15 protein-coding genes are annotated in these 11,897 nt (G+C 70.1%); 9 read left to right on the forward strand and 6 right to left on the reverse strand.

The window, feature by feature from the left end; all coding sequences use genetic code 11:
* Positions 1 to 75 precede the first annotated feature (75 nt).
* Entirely contained in the window at positions 76 to 1,431 is a 1,356-nt protein-coding gene (locus RIF93_RS03715; protein WP_309088574.1) for an MATE family efflux transporter, read from the forward strand.
* A 10-nt stretch (positions 1,432 to 1,441) separates the two neighbouring features.
* Here the strand turns inward: RIF93_RS03715 and RIF93_RS03720 are convergent, their stop codons facing one another.
* Both RIF93_RS03720 and RIF93_RS03725 read right to left on the reverse strand, forming a co-directional pair.
* Positions 1,442 to 2,344, reverse strand: coding sequence for a cobalamin biosynthesis protein CbiG (locus RIF93_RS03720; protein WP_309088576.1), 903 nt, complete (start codon positions 2,342 to 2,344; stop codon positions 1,442 to 1,444).
* Positions 2,345 to 2,397: 53 nt separating this feature from the next.
* Positions 2,398 to 3,399 (reverse strand): NADP-dependent oxidoreductase, encoded by a 1,002-nt coding sequence (locus RIF93_RS03725; protein WP_309088578.1) that lies wholly within the window; start codon positions 3,397 to 3,399, stop codon positions 2,398 to 2,400.
* A 134-nt stretch (positions 3,400 to 3,533) separates the two neighbouring features.
* On the opposite strand from RIF93_RS03725, the gene RIF93_RS03730 reads away from it, so the two are divergent.
* From RIF93_RS03730 to RIF93_RS03750, 5 genes are all read left to right on the forward strand, one after another.
* The gene (locus RIF93_RS03730; protein ID WP_309088580.1) at positions 3,534 to 4,457 is read left to right on the forward strand and encodes a Gfo/Idh/MocA family oxidoreductase; all 924 of its coding nucleotides are present in this window, start codon (positions 3,534 to 3,536) and stop codon (positions 4,455 to 4,457) included.
* Between the two features lie 40 nt (positions 4,458 to 4,497).
* Positions 4,498 to 4,974 (forward strand): glutathione peroxidase, encoded by a 477-nt coding sequence (locus tag RIF93_RS03735; protein WP_309088582.1) that lies wholly within the window; start codon positions 4,498 to 4,500, stop codon positions 4,972 to 4,974.
* 29 nt (positions 4,975 to 5,003) lie between these two features.
* A complete protein-coding gene (locus tag RIF93_RS03740) occupies positions 5,004 to 5,360 on the forward strand; it encodes a globin (protein WP_309088584.1) in 357 nt (118 codons plus the stop codon).
* A gap of 73 nt (positions 5,361 to 5,433) precedes the next feature.
* Positions 5,434 to 7,173 (forward strand): dihydroxy-acid dehydratase, encoded by a 1,740-nt coding sequence (gene ilvD, locus RIF93_RS03745; protein WP_309088586.1) that lies wholly within the window; start codon positions 5,434 to 5,436, stop codon positions 7,171 to 7,173.
* 2 nt (positions 7,174 to 7,175) lie between these two features.
* Positions 7,176 to 7,865 carry an aspartate/glutamate racemase family protein gene (locus RIF93_RS03750; RefSeq protein WP_309088588.1) on the forward strand — a complete coding sequence of 230 codons (690 nt, stop codon included), beginning with the start codon at positions 7,176 to 7,178 and terminating at the stop codon, positions 7,863 to 7,865.
* Here the strand turns inward: RIF93_RS03750 and RIF93_RS03755 are convergent.
* From RIF93_RS03755 to xth, 3 genes are read right to left on the reverse strand one after another with little or no spacing between them, the layout of a single operon-like run.
* A complete protein-coding gene (locus RIF93_RS03755) occupies positions 7,862 to 8,554 on the reverse strand; it encodes an NnrU family protein (protein WP_309088590.1) in 693 nt (230 codons plus the stop codon). The two genes, RIF93_RS03750 and RIF93_RS03755, sit on opposite strands and share 4 nt — an antisense overlap.
* 52 nt (positions 8,555 to 8,606) lie before the next feature.
* Positions 8,607 to 9,251 (reverse strand): hypothetical protein, encoded by a 645-nt coding sequence (locus RIF93_RS03760; RefSeq protein ID WP_309088592.1) that lies wholly within the window; start codon positions 9,249 to 9,251, stop codon positions 8,607 to 8,609.
* Positions 9,252 to 9,295: 44 nt separating this feature from the next.
* Positions 9,296 to 10,075: an exodeoxyribonuclease III gene (gene xth / locus RIF93_RS03765; RefSeq protein WP_309088593.1), complete on the reverse strand. Its 780-nt coding sequence runs from the start codon at positions 10,073 to 10,075 to the stop codon at positions 9,296 to 9,298.
* 115 nt (positions 10,076 to 10,190) lie between these two features.
* On the opposite strand from xth, the gene RIF93_RS03770 reads away from it, so the two are divergent.
* Genes RIF93_RS03770 through RIF93_RS03780 form a run of 3 tightly spaced genes read left to right on the forward strand, consistent with a single transcriptional unit; the run spans position 10,191 to position 11,631 of the window.
* Positions 10,191 to 10,844, forward strand: a complete 654-nt coding sequence (locus RIF93_RS03770; RefSeq protein WP_309088595.1) for a glutathione S-transferase family protein — start codon at positions 10,191 to 10,193, stop codon at positions 10,842 to 10,844.
* The gene (locus RIF93_RS03775) at positions 10,841 to 11,170 is read left to right on the forward strand and encodes a metalloregulator ArsR/SmtB family transcription factor (protein ID WP_309088597.1); all 330 of its coding nucleotides are present in this window, start codon (positions 10,841 to 10,843) and stop codon (positions 11,168 to 11,170) included. The genes RIF93_RS03770 and RIF93_RS03775 overlap by 4 nt, the downstream gene beginning before the upstream one ends.
* Positions 11,167 to 11,631, forward strand: coding sequence for an SRPBCC family protein (locus RIF93_RS03780; RefSeq protein WP_309088599.1), 465 nt, complete (start codon positions 11,167 to 11,169; stop codon positions 11,629 to 11,631). Before RIF93_RS03775 ends, RIF93_RS03780 begins: the two co-directional genes overlap by 4 nt.
* On the opposite strand, the gene RIF93_RS03785 is transcribed toward RIF93_RS03780, so the two are convergent.
* The coding region (locus RIF93_RS03785; protein WP_309088601.1) for an SdpI family protein at positions 11,628 to 11,897 on the reverse strand (270 nt) is incomplete at its 5' end. The two genes, RIF93_RS03780 and RIF93_RS03785, sit on opposite strands and share 4 nt — an antisense overlap.

Here is an 11,897-nt window from a genome sequence, read left to right on the forward strand (position 1 = left end):
GGACTGCCGCCGCCCTTGTCCAGCCGGGCTGGGCGGCGCAGTCTCCGCGCCTCTTTGAAAACCGGAACCAACGTCATGGACCGCGCCGCGGCCCAGAATCCCTCGCTCGTGCGCGCCGACCTGAACCAGCTGCTGAAGCTGTCGGGGCCGGTCGTGCTGTCGCGCCTGGGGATCATGACCATGGGCCTCACCGACGCGGTGGTGGTTGGCCGGTTCTCGGCGCGCGAGCTGGGCTACCACGCCCTGGGCTGGGCCCCGACCAGCGTGATCCTGACCGCGCTGGTGGGTCTCCTCGTGGGCGTGCAGGTGATGACCGCGCGGGCCATCGGCGAGGGCCGGCGCGAGCGCACGGGGGCTGTGCTGCGTCGCGGGCTCACCTACAGCTTCTGGCTGGGGATCGCCTCGACGATCTTTCTGGCGCTCGTGGGCCCCCCGTTCCTGCACGTTATCGGCCTTGAGTCGGACCTGGCGGACGGCGCCACCCGGGCGCTCCTGGTGTTCTCGCTGTCGCTGACGCCCTATGCGGTCAGCGTCGCCGCCACGTTCTGGCTCGAAGGGCTGTCTCGGCCGGGACCGGCGGCGGTGGCCATGTGGGCGGCCAATGTCGTCAATCTGGCCCTCGTCCTGCTGTTCGTGCCCGGGACCTTCGGCCTGCCGGCGATGGGCGCGGTGGGTGCGGCCTGGGGCACCTTCGGGGCGCGGATGTTCCTCGCGCTGGCGACGCTGGCCTTCATCTTCCTCTTGCCGGAGGCGAGGGCGCTCGGCGTCTTCCGCAAGCCCGAGCGCGATCGTCCGGCCGAGGCCGAGCAGCGCCGCATCGGCTATGGCGCGGGTCTTTCGAACTTCCTGGAGGTCTCGGCCTTCGCCAGCATGAACGTCATCGCCGGCTGGATCGGCGGCCTGGCCGTGGCCGCCTGGGCCATCGTGCTGAACGTGGCCGCCATCGTCTTCATGGTTCCGCTAGGCCTCGCGACCGGCGCCGCGGTGCTGGTCGGCACGGCCTACGGCGCGCGAGACCGCGCGGGCGTTGCGCGCGCCGGGGTGGTCTCGTTCGGCGTGACGGCGGTGTTCGGCCTGATCGTGTCGCTGGCGATCTGGCCTGCCGCCGACCTGATCAGCCACGGCTACACCAAGGACGCCGCGACCATCGCGATGGCGGCGCCGGCGCTGGCGCTGTCGTGCCTGTTCTTCTTCCCCGACGCTCTGCAGGTGGTCGCCGCCCAGGCGCTGCGCGCGCGCGGCGACGTCTGGCTGCCGACCTACACCCACCTGGCCAGCTACATCGCCATCATGATGCCGCTGGCGTACTGGCTGGCGATCCCGATGAGGCTGGGCATCAACGGCATCGTCTGGGCGGTGATCGTGGCGAGCTTCGTCTCGTGCGCCCTGTTGCTGGGCCGGTTCTGGATGCTCAGCCGCAGGGGGCTCTAGGCGGGCTGCTCTACGCTCCCGCCCCCAGGATCCAGCCTTCCTCCCGCTCGGCGTCGAGCACCACGTCGGGCGCCGTGTCCTTCGGCGGCGCGAAGAGCGCGCCCAGCTTGCTCTGCTCGTCCAGGCGGGCGAAATGTTCAGCCGTGGTGCGGACTTGCGTCAGGTCCTTCACCTCGCCGGGCGCGCCCTGGGGCTTCAGCATCGAGGGGTAGACCTCGGCCGCGACGACATCGACGCCGGCCAGGTCGGCCTCGGTCAGGGCCTTGAACCCCGTCTCGAACGGCCAGACGCGGAAGCCCTCGCCGCGGGCCAGCTTCAGCCGGCGCACGAATGGGATGCCCAGGATCGCCTGACCGCCGACCGAGCCGTTGTAGTAGAGCTTCCAGATCGAGGCCGCGCCCTTGGCGGCCAGATCGGCGTGCCGGAATTCGGGCAGGTCATCGGGACCGTGGGCGCGGGTGCGCTTGGGCTGCAGCGTCGTCAGCGCATCCTTCGGCGGGCAGCCCCAGAACGGGAACGGGCCGCCGGTGATGCGCCGGTTGATCTCGGAGCCCACCCCGAAGCGGTTGTTGGTGTTGTCGGCCTTGTCCTTGACCATCTTGTTGAGCTGGTCCCAGGTCGCCCGCCAAGGCTCTTCGCCTGGCAGCTTCAGCGCGGCCGCGAAGCCGCGCGGGAAGCCCAGCGGGAAGTCGAAGCCCATCAGGCAGCGCTCGTTGCGCTTCTTCAGGTCGTCGAGGATGGCGGTCAGCCGCGTCTCGGCCTCGGCGCGGGTGGCCGGGTTGTAGCTCTCGAAGGCGAGGCGGAAGCGCACGTCCCGCTTCAGCACCCCGATCCAGATCGAGTCCGCCCCGGTGGTCGGCTTCGCCGCCGCACTCCAATCGACAATCACATAGGCGCTGAACAGGCGCGGCACTTGGCAGGCTCCGGGGCAGGGGACGAGGAGGGGTTTTACCCCCTCCGCCCGGCCTACGCGAGCTTCACCAGCATCTTGCCGAGGTTCTCGCCCTTGAAGAGGCCGAGGAAGGCGTCGGGCGCGCGCTCAAGGCCCTCGAACACGGTCTCCTTCCAGGTGATCTTGCCCTCGCGCACCCAGCCGGCCAGCTCGCGCTGGAACTCGGCCTGCATGTCGGCATGGCTCGAGACGATGAAGCCCTGGATGCGCAGCTGCTTGCCCACGACCAGCATCAGGTTCTTGGGGCCGGGCGGCAGCTCGTTGGCGTTGTACATCGAGATCATCCCGCACTCGGCGAAGCGGGCGAAGGGACGGGCCGCCGTCAGCGCCGCCTCCAGGTGTTCGCCGCCCACGTTGTCGAAGTAGACGTCGATGCCGTCGGGCGCGGCGCGCATCAGGGCCGCGGTCAGGTCGGGCTCGGCCTTGTAGTCGATGGCGTGGTCGACGCCGATATCCTTCAGGAAGGCGACCTTCTCCGGCCCGCCGGCCGAGCCGATGACTGTGTGGCCCTTGGCCTTGGCGATCTGGCAGACGACCGAGCCCACCGCGCCGGCCGCGCCGGAGACGAACACCACGTCGCCGTCCTTCAGGCTCGCGATCCGCAGCAAACCCACATAGGCCGTCAGGCCCGGCATGCCGGCGACGCCCAGGAAAGCCTGGGGCGGGAGGCCGTGGGTGTCCAGCTTCTGCAGTGCGCCGACCGGGGCGTTGAAGGCGTCGCGCCAGCCCAGCATCGACTGCACCAGGTCGCCGGGCTTCAGGCTGGGATCGTTCGATGCGACCACCTCGCCGACGGCGCCGCCCTGCATGGCCTCGCCCAGGGCGAAGGGCGGCACGTAGCTCTTCACGTCGTTCATGCGGCCGCGCATGTACGGGTCCACCGTCATCCAGAGGTTCCGCACCTGCACCTGACCGGGACCGGGCTCCGGCAGGTCGACCGAGACCAGCTCGAAGTTGTCGTGGGTGGGCATCCCGGAGGGGCGGCTCTTCAGGCGAATCTCGCGCGCGACGGTCATGGGCGTCCTCTCAAGTCATGGTTCAAACAACTGTTTAGCCTGAGCGGCCCACTGGCGTCGAGCAATGGCGTCGAGCAGTGGCGTCGAGCGGCCGGAGCATGCTAGGCCGCCGGCGCCCAGACGAAGGGGAATCCATGACCGGCATCTTGCGAGGCGGCGTGATCGGCGCCGGCGTGTTCGGCGGCTACCACGCGCGCCAGTACGCCCAGCTGCCGGGCGTGGCGCTTTCGGCCGTACTCGATCCGCACCCCGACCGTGCGGCGAAGGTGGCCGTGCCCCTGGGCGGCCGCGCCTTCCACGAAATGGAGGCCTTCCTCGACGCCGTGGACGTGGTGACCATCGCCTCGCCGGCCACCTGGCATGCGGAACAGGCGCTGGCGGCGATCGCCGCGGGCAAGCCGGTCTACATTGAAAAGCCCATCGCCATCAGTGTGGCCGACGCCGAGAAGGTGCGCGCCGCGGCCGCGGCCGCCGGGGTGGTCGTCGCCTGCGGCCATCAGGAGCGGGTGGTGTTCCGGGCCATGGGCCTGCTGGACGTGCCCGAACAGCCGGTGCTGCTGGAAGCCCTGCGCCATGGCCCGCCTTCCGAGCGCAGCCGGGACGTTTCGGCGGTCCTGGACCTGATGGTGCACGACCTGGACCTGGCGCTTTCGATCACCACGGCCGAGCCGGTGACGGCGGAAGGCGAGGGCCGCTTTGGCGCCAGCGGCGCGTGGGACGCGGCCCGGGCCGAGGTCAGCTTCGACTCAGGCTTCACCGCCTTGTTCGACGTCTCGCGCCTGGCCGAGGGCCGGAAGCGAACCATGCGGGTGGTCTATCCTTCCGGCGAAGTCGAGATCGACTTCATGGCGCGCACCTTCCGCAACACGACGCCGTTCGCCCTGAACCCCGACTTCGCCGACACGCCGGCCGCAGCCGACCCGCTGGGCGCCAGCGTCGAGGCCTTCCTGCAGGCGGTGCGGGGCGAGGCGCCCCGGCCGATCGTCACGGCGGAAGAGGCCATCCGCGCCCTCGACCTGGCCATCGCCGTGGAACAGGCGTTGGAGGACGCTGCGTAACGGCGCTAGCCTCAGGCCTGCAGCCAAGGAGGCGCACGCCATGTCCAGCGCGCACGACTATTCCTTCAGCACCATCAGCGGCGAGCCGCTGCCGCTCAACACCTTCCGCGACAAGGTCGTGCTGGTGGTCAACACCGCCTCGCAGTGCGGCCTGACGCCCCAGTACGACGGCCTGGAGCAGCTCTACTCGGCCTACAAGGACAAGGGCCTGGTGGTGCTGGGCGTCCCCTGCAACCAGTTCGCCGGCCAGGAGCCGGGTACCGAGGCCGAGATCAAGGACTTCTGCGAGACCCGCTTCGGCGTCGACTTCCCGCTGACCGCCAAGGTCGAGGTGAAAGGCGAGGGCGCGCACCCGTTCTACCGCTGGGCCGAACAGGAGCTGGGCGAGCCGGCGGTGCCGGTTTGGAACTTCCACAAGATCCTGGTCGGCAAGGACGGCCAGGCGATCCAGGCCTTCGGTCCGCGCACGGACCCGTTGGATTCCGAGGTCACCGAGGCGATCGAGAAGGCGCTCTGATCGACCTCGTCGCGCTGTCGCTGGAGATGATGGCCGAGCGCGTGGGCGATCCCGCGCCGGCGATCTATACGCGGCTGTTCGCAGCCTTTCCGGAGATGGAGCCGCTGTTCTGGCGCGACACCACGGGTTCGATCCGGGGCGAGATGCTGGCGGTGGCCTTCCAGTGTCTGCTCGACCTCGACGGAAGCTACGCCCAGAACTTCATCAGGGCCGAGCGCGTGAACCACGAGGGCTTCGGCGTCTCGCCCGAGGCCTTCCAGAGCTTTTTCCCGATCGTCATGGAGACCTGCCGCGAGGTCCTGGGCGAGGGGTGGAGCCTGGAGACCCAGGCGGCGTGGGACGAGCGCCTGCGACGGATCGCGGCGCTGACCTTCAGCGGGGCATGATTTTCCAAAGCGGCCTCTTTCCCGCCGCGGATCGCGCCTCTAAGACGGCCCCGCCAAGTCGGAGGCGCAACGAATGCATCGCAAGCCGGACGGATCCTGGGACAAGTCCAATCTCCCCAGCCGCCATGTGACCGAGGGCCCCGCGCGGGCGCCGCACCGGTCGTACTACTATGCGATGGGTCTGGGCTCGCGGGAGATCGCCCAGCCGCTGGTTGGCGTAGCCTCCTGCTGGAACGAGGCGGCGCCCTGCAACACCGCCCTGATGCGCCAGGCCCATGCCGCCGCCGAAGGCGTGAAAGCCGCCGGCGCCACGCCGCGCGAGTTCTGCACCATCACCGTCACCGACGGCATCGCCATGGGCCACGAGGGCATGCGCGCCTCGCTGGCCAGCCGCGAGGTGATCGCCGACTCGGTCGAGCTGACCATGCGCGGCCACAGCTATGACGCCCTGGTGGGCGTGGCCGGCTGCGACAAGAGCCTGCCCGGCATGATGATGGCGATGCTGCGCCTGAACGTGCCGTCGGTGTTCCTCTATGGCGGCTCGATCCTCCCGGGCCGGCTCGATGGCAAGGACCTGACGGTCCAGGACGTGTTCGAGGCCGTGGGCCAGTTTTCGGCCGGCCAGATCACCGAGGAGCGGCTGTGCCAGGTGGAGCAGCACGCCTGTCCGGGCGACGGCGCCTGCGGCGGCCAGTTCACCGCCAACACCATGGCCATGGTGTCGGAGGCCATCGGCCTGGCCCTGCCGCTATCGTCGGCGCTGCCGGCGGCCTACCTCGACCGCGACCAGTATGCGCGCGCGTCGGGCGAGGCCGTGGTCCGGCTGATCGAGCAGAACATCCGCCCGCGCGACATCTGCACCCGCAAGGCCTTCGAGAACGCCGCGGTGGTCATCGCCGCCAGCGGCGGCTCCACCAACGGCGGCCTGCACCTGCCGGCGATGGCGCACGAGTGCGGGATCGAGTTCACCCTGCGCGACTTCGCGGAGATCTGCGCGCGCACGCCCTACATCGCCGACCTGAAGCCGGGCGGGCGGTTCGTGGCCAAGGACATGGGCGAGGCGGGCGGCACGCCAATGCTGCTGAAGACCCTGCTGGAAGGCGGCTACCTGCACGGCGACGTCATGACCGTCACCGGCAAGACCTTGGCCGAGAACGTCGCGGACGTGAAATGGCGCGACGACCAGGAGGTGATCCGTCCGGTGTCCAACCCGCTGTCGCCGACCGGCGGCGTGGTCGGGCTCTGGGGCTCGCTGGCGCCCGACGGCTGCATCACCAAGGTGGCCGGCCTGAAGCACACCAAGCACCGCGGCCCCGCGCGGGTGTTCGACGGCGAGGAAGCCTGCTTCGCCGCGGTCACCGCCCGCGACTACAAGGAGGGCGACGTCCTGGTGATCCGCTACGAGGGTCCGAAGGGCGGCCCGGGCATGCGCGAGATGCTGTCCACCACCGCGGCGCTCTACGGCCAGGGCGTGGAGAACATCGCCCTGGTGACCGACGGCCGGTTCTCGGGCGCCACGCGAGGCCTGTGCATCGGTCACGTCGGGCCGGAGGCCGCCGTGGGCGGTCCGATCGCGCTCGTTAAGGACGGCGACATCATCTCCATCGACGCCGACGCGGGCACGATCGAGCTGGAGGTCGATCCCATCGAGCTCGAGCACCGGGCGCACCTGCTGGCCCAGGAGGAGCCCCGCCGCACCCACTACCAGAGCGGCGCGATCTGGAAGTTCGCCCAGTCGGTGGGCCCGGCCCACCTGGGCGCGGTGACCCATCCGGGCGCGGCGGCCGAGACCCACGTGTACGCGGACATCTAACCATGAAGACGCTGGGTCTCCTCGGCGGGATGAGCGCCGAGAGCACGGCGATCTACTACCGCGAGCTGAACCGCCTGGTCCGCGAACGGGTGGGCGGGCTGCACTCGGCCGACCTCCTGATCTGGTCGGTCGACTTCGCGCCGATCGCCGCCTTGCAGGCCGAGGGTGACTGGGACGAGACGGGCCGAATCCTGGCCGACGGGGCGCGACGGCTGGAGCTGGCGGGGGCGCAAGCGATCGTGCTCTGCACCAACACCATGCACCTGAACGCGCCGATGATCTCGGGCGCGGTCTCCGTGCCCTTCCTGCACATCGGCGACGCCACCGCCCAGGCGCTGAAGGCGAGGGGCGTCAGCCGGCCGCTGCTGCTGGCCACGCGGTTCACCATGGAGCAGAACTTCTACAAGGATCGGCTCATCGCCGCAGGGCTGGAGCCGCTGACGCCCGACGAGGCGGACCGCGCGCGGCTGCACGCCATCATCTATGACGAACTCTGCCAGGGTGTCGTGCGGCCGGAATCGAAGGCCGAGGCGCTGGCGATGGTGGCGAAGGGCCGCGCGGCCGGCGCCGACGGCGTCATCTTCGGCTGCACCGAGGTCGGCATGTTGCTCAGCCAGGACGACCTCGACGTGCCCGCCGTCGACACGACGCTCGTCCACTGCGAGGCGGCGATAGAGTTCGCGCTGGCCTAGGGGAGAGCGGCGACGCCCGTGATGTACGGGTGGCCCCAGGCGAGCGCCGCCCAGATCACGACGCCCAGGGCGATCCGCCACCAGCCGATCTCGCCCAGGCTGAGCCGCTGGCGGCCCTGGGCGATGGCCAGGAACGGCACGTTCGAGGTCTGCACCGCGAACGGGTCCCACTTCAGGCCCAGCACCCGCTTGCGCTTGGCGTCGATGCTGGCGGTGCCGAACAGGGCGAGCGCCAGCATCGAGCCGAACAGGATCAGGCTCGCGGCCTCGCCGTTCACCAGCAGGTGGCCCAGCGCCCAGATCGCCACGCCCCACAGGAACGGATGGCGGGTGACGCGCAGGACGCCGCGCACCACGTCCGGGCGGTCCAGGGCGCCCTCCTGGCGGACGCTGGTCGGGTTGGGGGTCGTCAGGCCGACCACGATGAAGACGACGGCGATCAGCTGGATCGCAAGCTGCAGGTGACGGGTGGCGGCGCTTGCGCCCCAGAGCACGTCGTTGGCGGGCGAGACGCGGGCGTCGCCGAAGGCGAAGCCCAGCCAGATCAGGCCGGCGAAGGACGCCAGGGAGAAGAGCCCCATGTAGGGGCCGGCGCCCAGCCGGAGCACCAGGGCGTCCCGGGCGCGCGTGCCCGAGATCAGTAGGTGGATCAGCACGAAGAAGACGGCGGCGGCGATCAGGTTCGTCATGGTTTGGGGCCCTCCGCGCCGGAACGTGGCGTCTTTAATTTACAGCGTCAAGTCATGCTGCGTGTTCGGCGCCGTCCTCGTCGCCGGCGTCGGCGTCGAGGCCCGGGGGCGCGATCGCAGGGGGCGGCGATGGCGCGGCGGGCGCAACCGAAAGGACGGCGCCGCGCTTCGGGACCGGCCGGCGCAACAGCGACTCCATGCGGGCGACCCAGCGGTTGCCTTCCTGGAGCGCCTCCGCCGCCGTCCAGGCCTTGCGCTTGTCGGCGTCGGCGGCGTTCCAGAGGTCGACGATGAAGTCGGCGTAGGTCGGATCGTCGAAGACGAAGCGCAGCCTGACATGGTCCTGCGCGCCCGAGAGATGGTCCAGGGCCCGGCGGGACTCGCCGCGGTGGGTGCGGGCGGCGACCTGGCCATCGACGATGAGTTCGGCGCCCATGAGTTCGTCCACACGGTATTCCAGGCACCAGGCTCCGGCGTCCCAGGTGACCGCGACGTTGTTCGCGCCGAAGTCGAAGCCGATCCCCTTGCCGCGGCCGCGGGCGACCAGCAGCGCGTGCGGTTCGGCGCGCAGCACCTTCTTCAGGCTTCGGCGGATGCGGCGGCCCTCGTCCAGGAACCACACGAATGCAGCCCCCAGCACCGTGAAGGCGCCGCCGGCGATCGCCATCAGCACGACCAGTCGGGCGAACTCGTCCATAGGGCGAGCGTAACGCCGTTCCGGTGAGTCGGACTACGGCAGAGCTAGAGGTCGAGTTCGATGACCAGCGGGACGTGGTCGGACGGCTTGTCCCAGCTGCGCACGTCGCGGTGGATCGAGACCCCGCGCAGTAGGTCGGCGGCCTGAGGCGAGAGCAGGGCGTGGTCGATGCGGATGCCGTTGTTCCGCTGCCAGGCGCCGGCCTGGTAGTCCCAGAACGTGTAGGCCCCGGGCGCGCCGTCGGCCTGCAGATAGGCCTCGGTGAGCCCCAGGTTCTTCAACGCCCGGAAGGCGGACCGGCTCTGCGGCTGGAAGAGGGCGTCGTCGACCCAGTTCTTCGGGAACTCGGCGTCGCGCGGCTCGGGGATGACGTTGTAGTCGCCAACCAGGGCGAACGGCTCCTCCAGCTTCAGCAGCGCCGCGGCGTGATGGTGCAGGCGCTCCATCCAGGCCAGCTTGTAGGCGAACTTCTCCGTCCCGACCGGATTGCCGTTCGGCAGGTAGATCGACGCTACCCGCACCGGCTGGGGGCCTGAGACGACCGCTTCCAGGTATCGGGCCTGTTCGTCCGTGTCGTCGCCCGGCAAGCCGCGGGTCACGTCCTCGAGCGGGGCCTTCGAGAGGATGGCGACGCCATTGTAGCTCTTCTGGCCGTGGACGGCGACGTTATAGCCAAGTCGTTCAAAGGCTTCGGCCGGGAACTTCTCGTCGACGCACTTTATCTCCTGCAGGCAGGCGACGTCCGGCTGCGCCTCCTCGAACCAGCGCAGCACCGTCTCCAGGCGAGCGTTGACCGAGTTCACGTTCCAGGTGGCGATGCGCATGAAGGGCTCCGGCTCAGGTGGAGCGGAAGCTAGTGGCGCAGCCGCTCCGGCTCAATGGCTTGCGCGGCTGCCCGACGGCTGATACTTAAGGAAACACTTAAGTGACGGACCCACCATGACCCTGATCCTCCACGAACACCCGCTGTCGTCCTACTGCTGGAAGGCCAAGGTCGCGCTCTACGAGACCGGCTTGCCGTTCGAGACGCGATTGGTGGCGCCCTACGATCCGGCGTCTTGGGAGGCGCACCTGGCGCGCTGGCCGCTCGGCAAGATGCCGGTGCTGGAGGACACGGACCGCGGCCAGGTGATCCCTGAGACCAGCGTCATCATCGAATATCTTCAGGTCTTCCACGCCCCCTCGGCCGGCCTGATCCCCTCCGACCCCGAGACGGCGCTTCGCGTGCGGATGCTGGACCGAGTGTTCGACAGCTACGTGATGGAGCCGATGTCCCGGGTCGTGGCGGAGAACTTCCGGGGCGGGGAGGACCCCGTCGGCGTCGCGCAGGCCGACGCTCTGCTGAAGAAGGCCTACGACTACCTCGAAGGCGAGCTGGCGGGCCGGACCTGGGCGGCGGGAGAGGCCTTCACCCTGGCCGACTGCGCCGCCGCCCCGGCGCTCTACTATGCCGACAAGGTCCTGCCGTTCCGCGCCGGCCACCCGACGCTCGGCGCCTACCTGGACCGCCTGGAGGCGCGTCCGTCGTTCGCCCGCACCCTGGAGGAGGCCCAGCCCGTCTGGCACATGTTCCCGGGCCGGAAGGCGGCATGACCCCCAACCTCGACGCCCTGTTCCAGGCGCTGGCCGACCCGACGCGTCGCGCCATCGTCGAACGCCTGAGCCGTGGACCGGCCTCGGTCAGCGATCTCGCCCGGCCGTTCGACATGAGTCTGCCGGCCGTGGTGCAGCACCTGGGCGTGCTGGAGGCCGCGGGCGTCGTCGCCTCCGAGAAGGTCGGCCGGGTTCGGACCTGCCGGATCGAGCCCGCCGTCCTCAGCCGAGCCGAACAGTGGATCAACGAGCGCCGCACCGCCTGGGAGCAGCGGCTGGACCGCCTGGGCGCCTACCTGGCCGCCAACCCCGAGGAGCCTTCATGACCGAGCGTAACGTCGTGCACGCGACCTTCTGCATCGAGCGCCGCTATCCTGCCCCGCCGAGCCGCGTGTTCGCCGCCTGGGCGACTCCCGAGGCCAAGGCCCATTGGTTCGACGGACCCGAAGGCACCGAGATCTACGAGCGGTCAATGGACTTCCGCTCGGGCGGCGCCGAGCGGCTGTGGGGCAAGCACCCCAGCGGCAAGGTCTCGGACTTCCAGGCCCGCTACTTCGAGGTGATCCCGAACGAGCGGATCATCTATGGCTACGACATGTGGATGAACGGGGTGAAGCTCTCAGTCTCGCTCGCCACCATCGAGTTCAAGCCCGACGGAGCGGGGACCCGCCTCGTGATGACCGAACAGGGCGCGTTCCTCGACGGCTACGACGACGCGGGCAGCCGCGAGGAGGGCACCCGCTGGCTGCTCGACAAGCTGGCCGCGGCGCTGCCCGGCGGCGGCTAGAAGGCGCTGCGGCGCTCCGGATCGTCGCGCCAGACGCGCCAGCTCTCGAACACCGCCAGGGCGGCGATGGCGATCGTCGCGACGACCACGGCCCGCATCCCGGCGGGCTGCGGGACCAGCGGCGCGGCGGCGAAGCCCAGGAGGCCGAACCAGAAGAACAGGCGGCCGGCCAGTCGGTTGGCCTTGTCCCAGGCGAGCCGGCTGGCGTAGGTCCAAGGCGTGCGCACGCCCACCAGGGCGTTGGGGCCCACCTTGCTGGGCGAGGG

It is taken from the genome of Phenylobacterium sp. (assembly GCF_031181185.1).
Taxonomy (GTDB): domain Bacteria; phylum Pseudomonadota; class Alphaproteobacteria; order Caulobacterales; family Caulobacteraceae; genus Phenylobacterium.

Bases quoted from the DNA above. Each gene is read 5' to 3' on its own strand.
- RIF93_RS03760 (WP_309088592.1), bottom strand. From the start codon at position 9,251: ATGGACGAGTTCGCCCGACTGGTCGTGCTGATGGCGATCGCCGGCGGC.
- RIF93_RS03755 (WP_309088590.1), bottom strand. From the start codon at position 8,554: ATGACGAACCTGATCGCCGCCGCCGTCTTCTTCGTGCTGATCCACCTA.
- RIF93_RS03715 (WP_309088574.1), top strand. From the start codon at position 76: ATGGACCGCGCCGCGGCCCAGAATCCCTCGCTCGTGCGCGCCGACCTG.
- RIF93_RS03740 (WP_309088584.1), top strand. From the start codon at position 5,004: ATGGCCGAGCGCGTGGGCGATCCCGCGCCGGCGATCTATACGCGGCTG.
- ilvD (WP_309088586.1), top strand. From the start codon at position 5,434: ATGCATCGCAAGCCGGACGGATCCTGGGACAAGTCCAATCTCCCCAGC.
- RIF93_RS03730 (WP_309088580.1), top strand. From the start codon at position 3,534: ATGACCGGCATCTTGCGAGGCGGCGTGATCGGCGCCGGCGTGTTCGGC.
- xth (WP_309088593.1), bottom strand. From the start codon at position 10,075: ATGCGCATCGCCACCTGGAACGTGAACTCGGTCAACGCTCGCCTGGAG.
- RIF93_RS03780 (WP_309088599.1), top strand. From the start codon at position 11,167: ATGACCGAGCGTAACGTCGTGCACGCGACCTTCTGCATCGAGCGCCGC.
- RIF93_RS03735 (WP_309088582.1), top strand. From the start codon at position 4,498: ATGTCCAGCGCGCACGACTATTCCTTCAGCACCATCAGCGGCGAGCCG.
- RIF93_RS03770 (WP_309088595.1), top strand. From the start codon at position 10,191: ATGACCCTGATCCTCCACGAACACCCGCTGTCGTCCTACTGCTGGAAG.
- RIF93_RS03775 (WP_309088597.1), top strand. From the start codon at position 10,841: ATGACCCCCAACCTCGACGCCCTGTTCCAGGCGCTGGCCGACCCGACG.
- RIF93_RS03725 (WP_309088578.1), bottom strand. From the start codon at position 3,399: ATGACCGTCGCGCGCGAGATTCGCCTGAAGAGCCGCCCCTCCGGGATG.
- RIF93_RS03750 (WP_309088588.1), top strand. From the start codon at position 7,176: ATGAAGACGCTGGGTCTCCTCGGCGGGATGAGCGCCGAGAGCACGGCG.